The 6,857-nt window shown below is 69.8% G+C and carries 7 protein-coding genes; 3 read left to right on the top strand and 4 right to left on the bottom strand.

What is annotated here, in order from left to right; all coding sequences use genetic code 11:
* Nucleotides 1–122 precede the first annotated feature (122 nt).
* The 4 genes from ACFQI8_RS10600 to ACFQI8_RS10585 all read right to left on the bottom strand — a co-directional run bounded on the left by ACFQI8_RS10600 (nucleotide 123) and on the right by ACFQI8_RS10585 (nucleotide 2,949).
* Nucleotides 123–1,163, bottom strand: a complete 1,041-nt coding sequence (locus ACFQI8_RS10600; RefSeq protein WP_390244561.1) for a presenilin family intramembrane aspartyl protease PSH — start codon at nucleotides 1,161–1,163, stop codon at nucleotides 123–125.
* A gap of 48 nt (nucleotides 1,164–1,211) precedes the next feature.
* A complete protein-coding gene (locus ACFQI8_RS10595; protein ID WP_390244559.1) occupies nucleotides 1,212–1,439 on the bottom strand; it encodes an H/ACA ribonucleoprotein complex subunit GAR1 in 228 nt (75 codons plus the stop codon).
* A complete protein-coding gene (gene srp19, locus ACFQI8_RS10590) occupies nucleotides 1,439–1,717 on the bottom strand; it encodes a signal recognition particle subunit SRP19 (RefSeq protein ID WP_007273434.1) in 279 nt (92 codons plus the stop codon). Before srp19 ends, ACFQI8_RS10595 begins: the two co-directional genes overlap by 1 nt.
* A 95-nt stretch (nucleotides 1,718–1,812) precedes the next feature.
* Nucleotides 1,813–2,949, bottom strand: a complete 1,137-nt coding sequence (locus ACFQI8_RS10585; RefSeq protein ID WP_390244556.1) for a PGF-CTERM-anchored ABC transporter substrate-binding protein — start codon at nucleotides 2,947–2,949, stop codon at nucleotides 1,813–1,815.
* A gap of 60 nt (nucleotides 2,950–3,009) precedes the next feature.
* Here ACFQI8_RS10585 and btuC point away from each other — a divergent pair, with 60 nt between their 5' ends.
* The 3 genes from btuC (at nucleotide 3,010) to cetZ3 (ending at nucleotide 6,838) form a co-directional block, all read left to right on the top strand.
* Complete coding sequence (gene btuC / locus ACFQI8_RS10580) at nucleotides 3,010–4,104, top strand: vitamin B12 ABC transporter permease BtuC (RefSeq protein ID WP_390244554.1); 1,095 nt, start codon at nucleotides 3,010–3,012, stop codon at nucleotides 4,102–4,104.
* Nucleotides 4,101–5,585 carry a heme ABC transporter ATP-binding protein gene (locus ACFQI8_RS10575; RefSeq protein WP_390244552.1) on the top strand — a complete coding sequence of 495 codons (1,485 nt, stop codon included), beginning with the start codon at nucleotides 4,101–4,103 and terminating at the stop codon, nucleotides 5,583–5,585. The genes btuC and ACFQI8_RS10575 overlap by 4 nt, the downstream gene beginning before the upstream one ends.
* An 83-nt stretch (nucleotides 5,586–5,668) precedes the next feature.
* Nucleotides 5,669–6,838, top strand: a complete 1,170-nt coding sequence (gene cetZ3 / locus ACFQI8_RS10570; RefSeq protein WP_390244550.1) for a tubulin-like protein CetZ3 — start codon at nucleotides 5,669–5,671, stop codon at nucleotides 6,836–6,838.
* Nucleotides 6,839–6,857: the final 19 nt, after the last annotated feature.

The following is a 6,857-nucleotide window of genomic DNA, read 5'->3' as shown; positions in this document are numbered from 1 at the left end:
CCTGTGGAGACTGCGCTCCCTACGGGAACCACCACAGTTCCTGCAAAGCGCGTCGTGGAAGCAGGAAGCCCTACCCTCAAGGAACGAGCCGCGTCAGCGGCGAGTGAGTAGGGTAGGGTAGTTCACAGGTACGGCGCGAGTCCGAGCGCGGAGACGAGCGGAACGCCAGCGACGACCGCACCGACGAGGTAGCCGCCGATTGCGCCGCCGTTGAGAAGCGGCAGGCCGGCGTGCGCCCGACCCTTCATCACGGCCCACATCAGCCCGGCGAACCCGGCGAACGTCCCGACCATGGCGAGGAGTGCCGGGAGGTTGAGCGCCGGGAGCGCGCCGAGGCCGAGCGACGGCGCTTCGGAGAAGAACGCGCTCGAGGCGACCATCACGGTCGGCATGACCGCGTCGCCGAGACCGATGAAGAAGGCGTCGCGGTCGCCGGAATCGGACTCGTCGGTGTCGGTGTCGGTGTCGGTGTCGGCGACGGCGGTCGTCTCAGTCTCGGTATCGCCACCGGCCGCGGCCGCCGGTTCGCCCTCGTCGGTCGCGTTCTCCCCGTCGCCGATTTCGTTGGTGTCGCGGGCGAACTCGTCGTCGAGAATCGAGTACGACAGCGTCGTCGGGATGATGAGCACGACCGGGATGCGGAGGTCCATCACGCCCTCCGCGAGGTCGAGCATGTGTTTGGTCTTGTAGACGCTGATGGCGTCGTAGATAGCGAGGACCGAGAGGAGCACGATGGCGGGCAACAGGCCGAAGCTGATGCCGAACAGAGCGGCCGCGCCCGCGCCCATGAGCGTCCCGGCGGCGTCGATGACGTACCACTCGGGGTAGACCAGAAGCGCGAGCGCGACGGCCGCCGAGAGGCCGACGGCGACGAGCGCGTTGGGAATGAGCGCAGCGAAGACGTACCACGCGAGCAGGCCGCTCGTGAAGACGATGACGAGGCGGATGAGCTGGTCGAGGTCGTACTTGAACGCCGCGAGCATGAACGCGGTCATGACGATAATCGCGCCGATGTAGAGGAGGCTGTTCGTCGGGTCGGCGGGGTTTTCGACCGTCTGGTACCCCTGTTCGAAGAACGTCGGCACGAGGGCGAGCGCACCCACCTGCACGACGAGGAAGATGAGGGCGGCGAGGGCGACACCCCGATAGGCGCGGCGTGACATGGAGGGGGGTTCCCACCCGAGTGGTATGGGGGTTGCGCTCTGGCGTCGTCAGCGAGCGTAGAGCTTGCTCCCGACGAGCCGGGCGGGCGAGTCGTCGTCCGCCGTGACGGCGACGTAGGGACGGTCGACCGGCCCGAACACGTCCACGATGCGGCCCACCGTCGACAGCGACTCGTCGAGGACCATCGTGCCGATGTCCGGCGTGTCGTTGTCGTCGTCGAGGCGGACGATAGCGAGGCCCTGCGCCGTCCGGGAGACCGTGCCGATTCGCCGCATCAGTCGCGGAGGATTCCGACGTAGGCGGCGACCGCCTGCACGATGTCGTTTTTCGTGGCGTCGTCGGCGTTGTTCACGAGGACCCGCCCGCGGGTTTCGAACTCGCGGGAGTACCGTTTGCCCCGTTCGATGACGGCGTCGTAGCCGACCTGCTGGACCGCCTTCGCGATTTCGTCGACGGTCGGTTCCTCGACCGCCGCGGACTGGGCGACCCGCCGACCCTCGCTACGCGAGAGAGAGGCGTCGAGGTAGGCGGGGTAGATGACGTTCTCGACCATACCCGTGTGTCCGCCATCCGACGGTAATACGGTTGTGGTCTCACGGAGCCGAGTCGAGACGGAGCGAATCGGAGACGGTGGTGCTGTCTGCGCGGTTATCGGCGGCGCGCGAGCAGGGCGACCGCACCGACGGCGGCGAGGCCGGCGACGACGCCGAACCCGGGCGCGTCGCCCTCGGTGGTCGATTCCGACGACCCGGTCGTCGCGGTCGCCTCGGTGGCGTCGGTTTCGGTCGCGGTCGCGGTCGTCGCGGTCGCGGTCTCGGTCGATTCCGAATCCGTCGCCGACTCGGTTTCGAGTTGCCGGTAGCGCTCGTAGGCGTCGGGGTGGACCGCTTCGAGAATCGCCTCGCTCGCCTCGATTGCGCGCGGGGCGGGCTGTTGGAGCTTGTGCGCCTCGATGACGATGACGTTGCCCTCTTGCATCGCCGTCGTGCTGTTGTACGCCGGCGTGCTCGGCACGGGGGCGTGGTCGGGGACGACGATGTACTCGGGGTTCATCTGGACGACGAGCTCCTCGTTAATCTGGGCGAAGCCGGTGAGGTTCGCCTCCGCCGCGCCGTTGCGCAGGCCGCCGGTCGTCATGATGTCGGAGATGAACGTCTCCGACCCGGAGGTGTAGCCGAAAAAGGAGTTGAGGCCGACCGGGCGCTCCGCGCCGTCGAGGGCCTGTCGCATGTGCTCTATCGACTCGCGCATCTCGCCCGCGCGCTCCGCGCCCGCCTCGCAGTTGCCGGTCATGCGGCCGACACGCTCGGTCTTGTCGGCGACGGCGTCGAGCGACTTCCCGGATTCGAAGACGACGACCGAGATGTCCGCCGAGCGAAGCTGACCGATGCGGTCGGGCTCGGCGTTGTACGAGGAGTTCGGGACGAGCACGAGGTCGGGCTCGAGGCCGATGACCGCCTCGACCTTGAGGCCGCCGGACCCGGAGACGTTCCCCTTTTCGGCCGCGCCGTCGAGGTACATGGCGTACTGCGAGACGCCGACGACCTCGTCGCGCGCGCCGAGTTCCCACATGGTTTGGGCGGCGCTCGGGTTGGTCGTGACGACTCGCTCGGGGTCCTCCGCGATGGTGACGTCGGTCCCCGTGGCGTCGGTGACGGTCACCGGGAACGTGCACGCTCCGGTCTGGTGCGGTGCCGCTTGCTCTACCGCGGCCGCGGCCGGTGCCGGAACCCCGGCGAACGCGGTCGCGAACACGAGCAGAGCAACGACGAGTTGTCGGTTCACGGTAGTGGCCTCAGCGGCTGTTCAATAAATATTTACCTACTGAAAGCGCGGTTGTGCTCAATGAGCGTTCGAACGCGGGCGACCACGTGGACGCTCGGTCTCACCGGGGTCTTACTTTTCGTCGTCGTCGCGAGCGCCGGTATCGGGGCCGTAACGATTCCGCCGCGGACCGTCGCCGCCATCCTCGCGGACGCGTTGCCCGTCCCCGTCGGCATCTCTCTCGGCGGCGCGACGGCCCTCCCCGTCGTCGGGTCGGTTCCGACGCCGACGCTGGAGTTCGCCTCGCCGTTCGAGTTCGCCGTCCCCAGACCCGCCCGCATCATCGTGCTCTCGGTCCGCCTGCCCCGCATCCTCCTCGCGGCGCTCGTCGGCTTCGCGCTCGCCACCGCGGGAACCGTGATGCAGGGCTTTTTCCGCAACCCGATGGCCGACCCCTCCATCGTCGGCGTCTCCTCCGGGGCCGCCGTCGGCGCGGTCGCGACCATCGTGCTGTCGCTTTCGATTCCGTTCGGGCTCGAGGGCGCGGCGTTCGTCAGCGCCGTCGTCACCGCCTTCGTCGTCTATCTCATCGCCACCGAGAGCGGCCGGACGCCCGTGGCGACCCTGCTTCTCGCGGGGGTCGCCATCCAGACGTTCCTCGGCGCGGTCATCTCGTTTCTCCTCCTCCAGAGCGGTGAGAGCCTCCGGCAGGTCGTCTTCTGGCTCATGGGCCACCTCGCGGGCGCGACGTGGAGCGAGGTCGGCATGCTCGCCCTCGTCCTGCCGCTTCCCTTCCTGGTCCTCGTGGTCCACGCCCGCGACCTGAACGTCCTGCTCCTCGGCGAGGAGGACGCCCACGCCCTCGGCATCGAAGTCGAGCGGACGAAACAGCTCCTCCTCGCCACCGCGAGCGTCGTCACCGCCGCGGCCGTCTCGGTCTCCGGCGTCATCGGCTTCGTCGGTCTCGTCGTCCCCCACATGCTCCGGCTCCTCGTCGGCCCCGACCACCGGGTGTTGCTCCCGGCGTCGGCGCTGGCGGGCGCGTCGTTCCTCGTCGCCACCGACACCGTCGCCCGCTCCGGCGGCGCGGAGATTCCGGTCGGCGTCGTCACCGCCGCCGTGGGCGCGCCCTTCTTCCTCTATCTGCTCCGCACGCGGGAGGTGCGCTCGCCGTGAGCGACCCCGACCGCCCCGGCGAGGCGGACGACCCCGGTTCCGACGACCCCGCTATCGGCTCCGACGACCTCGCTCCCGACTCCTCCGACGCCGACCCCTTCGGCGACGCCGACCCGGCGATTCGCCTCGACGGCGTGTCGGTTTCCCTCGGCGGAACCCGGATTCTCGACGCCGTCTCGGTCGACGTGGGCGAAGGCACCTTCGTCGGGCTCATCGGCCCCAACGGCGCGGGGAAGACGACGCTCCTCAGGACGCTCAACGGCTCGCTCGCGCCCGACGAGGGGTCGGTCCGCGTCGCCGGCGAGGACGTCCACGCCCTGTCGTCGAAGGCGGCGAGCCGGGTCGTGGCGACGGTCCCCCAGACCACGAGCGTCACCTTCGACTTCCCCGTCCGCGACGTCGTCGAGATGGGCCGCACGCCACACCGCGGGCGCTTCGAGGGCTGGCGCGAGCGCGACGAGGCCGCCGTCGACGCCGCAATGCGCCGGACTGCCGTCGAGTCGCTTTCCGACCGCTCCGTCACGGCGGTCAGCGGCGGCGAGCGCCAGCGCGTCCTCATCGCCCGCGCGCTGGCACAGGAGACGCCCGTCCTGCTCCTCGACGAACCGACCGCCAGCCTCGACATCAACCACCAGGTCCGCACGCTCGAACTCGTCTCCGACCTCGTCGCCGACGGGACGACCGCGGTCGCGGCCATCCACGACCTCAACCTCGCGGCCCACTACTGCGACGCGCTCGTCCTCCTATCGGGCGGACGCGTCCTCTCGGCGGGCGACCCCGCGGCGGTGCTCTCCGAGGAGAACCTCCGCGAGGCGTTCGACGCCGAGGCGGTCGTCTCGCGGCACCCCGTCACCGGTTCGGTGTACGTGACCGCCCTCCCGCCGTCTTCGGACGACGCCAACGGTCGGGTCCACGTCGTCGGCGGGGGCGGCACCGGCGCTCGGGCGCTCCACCTGCTGTCGGCGGCCGGCTACGCGCTGTCCGCCGGCGCGCTCAACGAGGGCGACACCGACGCCGAGGCCGCCCGCCGGGTCGGCGCGGACCTCGTGACCGTGCCGCCGTACTCGCCGGTCGACGACGCCGCGCGAGCCGCGGTCCAGTCGCGGGTCGACGCCGCCGACGTGACCGTCGTCGCCGACGTGGAGGTCGGCGACGGCAATCTCGCCAACCTCGAAGCCGCGGCCGAGGCCGACCGACTCGTCCTCGTCGAACAGCGACCGTTCTCGGAGCGGAACTACGCCGGCGACGACGGCTTCGCGGTCTACGAGCGCCTGCGGGAGCGCGGCCGAGTCGTCGAACCGGGCGACCTCCTCTCGGTCGTCGGCGAACTCGCCTGCGACTCGTTCCGGGAGCGCGACGGCGGCGAGGGCAGTTCGAGCGCCGGCCCCCCCGGCTCGGCCGACGGCGAACTGGCCGACGGCGAACTGGCCGACGACGACACTGTCACGGATGGTCGAGCGTCGGACTTATCTTCCCGTTAAGCTGTCGTTGCAGAGCGCTACGCACGGTATATTCAAGCCCTGAGCGCGCGTCTAGTAGTACGATTTCTGAGAGAAACACGGCCATGAAACTCGCACTCATCGGTATCGGACAGGCTGGCGGCAAGGTAGTCGACACCATCGTCGACTACGAGCGACGGACGAACACGGGGTTCGTCGTCGACGCAATCGCCGTCAACACGGCCCGCTCGGACCTTCGGGGGCTCCGAAACATCCCCGAGTCGCGGCAGGTGCTCGTCGGTCTGACTCGCGTCAAGGGACACGGCGTCGGTGCGGACAACGAACTCGGCGCGGAGGTGACCGCCGAAGACGTCGGCGAGGTGCTCTCGATGGTCGACGACCTCCCGGTCCACGAGATTGACGCCTTTCTCGTCGTCGCCGGACTCGGCGGCGGCACCGGCTCGGGCGGCGCGCCCGTCATCGCGCGGGAACTGAAGCACATCTACACCGAGCCGGTCTACGGTCTCGGCATCCTCCCCGCGCGGGACGAAGGCGGCATCTACACGCTCAACGCCGCGCGCTCCTTCCAGACGTTCGTCCGCGAGGTCGACAACCTCCTCGTGTTCGACAACGACGCTTGGCGGAAGACCGGCGAGTCGCTCGAAGCGGGCTACGGCAGTATCAACGCCGAACTCGCACGCCGCCTCGGCGTGCTGTTTAGCGCCGGCGAGGCCGACGGCTCCGGCGCGGTGGCGGAGTCCGTCGTGGACGCCTCCGAAATAATCAACACGCTCGCCAGCGGCGGCATCTCGACTATCGGCTACGCCTCCGTCGAGCTCGACCGCCCGAAGCGCGGGCTTCTCTCCCGGCTCTCCGGCGGGGCGGCCGACGCCGAGGACGGCGGCGACTCGACGAACAGAATCACCAGCCTCGTGCGCCGCGCCGCGCTCGGCCGACTCACGCTCCCCTGCGAGATTTCCGGCGCGGAGCGCGGCCTCGTCGTCGTCGCCGGGCCGTCGGACGTGCTCTCGCGCCGCGGTATCGAGCGCGCGCGGACGTGGCTCGAAGACGAGACCGGGACGATGGAGATTCGCGGCGGCGACTACCCCATGGGGTCGAACTTCGTCGCCGCGGTCGTGCTCCTGTCGGGCGTCTACGACGTGCCGCGGGTGAAAGAACTGCAGGCGGTCGCCATCGAGACCCAACGCGACATGCTCGCCAAGCGCGAGTCGAGCGCGGCGTCGCTCGACGACCTCATCTCGACCGGCGACGACCGCATCGAACCGCTGTTCTGAGCTTTTTGTTCCTCTCACC

Origin of the sequence: Haloferax chudinovii (genome assembly GCF_042663345.1) — an archaeon.
GTDB classification, from domain to species: Archaea; Halobacteriota; Halobacteria; order Halobacteriales; family Haloferacaceae; genus Haloferax; species Haloferax chudinovii.
The sequence above is the reverse complement of the archived record's forward strand: the minus strand, read 5'-3'. Positions and strand labels throughout refer to the sequence as shown.